Genomic DNA, 408 nt, shown 5'->3' on the forward strand with positions numbered 1-408 from the left:
TATAAGAGAAGAACATTTAAGGAAACAGCTTCCGAAGATTACCCGATAAAGATCAGGGAAGGGATGTACCTTCATAAAGATTACCCGGACAAGATCGTAGAAGCGATTAAAGATTCGCCGCTGCGCGAAAAAAAGGAATATGTGTATTCAGATTTCTTTTTTATCCTGGCACCACGGGTAGTAGAAAGCAGGACAGAATTAGCTTTTCCGGAATTCCTTCAGCAGAATTTTTATAGACCTTTAGGCGCCACTTCAGTAGGATTCAACCCACAATTGTCTCCTTACAAGATCGTGCCTACAGAGCATGATTTTATGTTCAGGCAGGAGCCAATCCATGGAACGGTGCACGATGAAGGTGCGATCATGCTTGGTGGAGTTTCCGGTCACGCCGGCCTATTCGCCAACGCC

At 45.1% G+C, this 408-nt stretch carries 1 protein-coding gene; it reads left to right on the plus strand.

Annotation, left to right across the window (positions count from 1 at the left end; genetic code table 11):
* The coding region (locus tag HC175_RS19600) for a serine hydrolase (protein ID WP_168139798.1) at positions 1 to 408 on the plus strand (408 nt) is incomplete at both ends.

It is taken from the genome of Salinimicrobium oceani, from assembly GCF_012037645.1.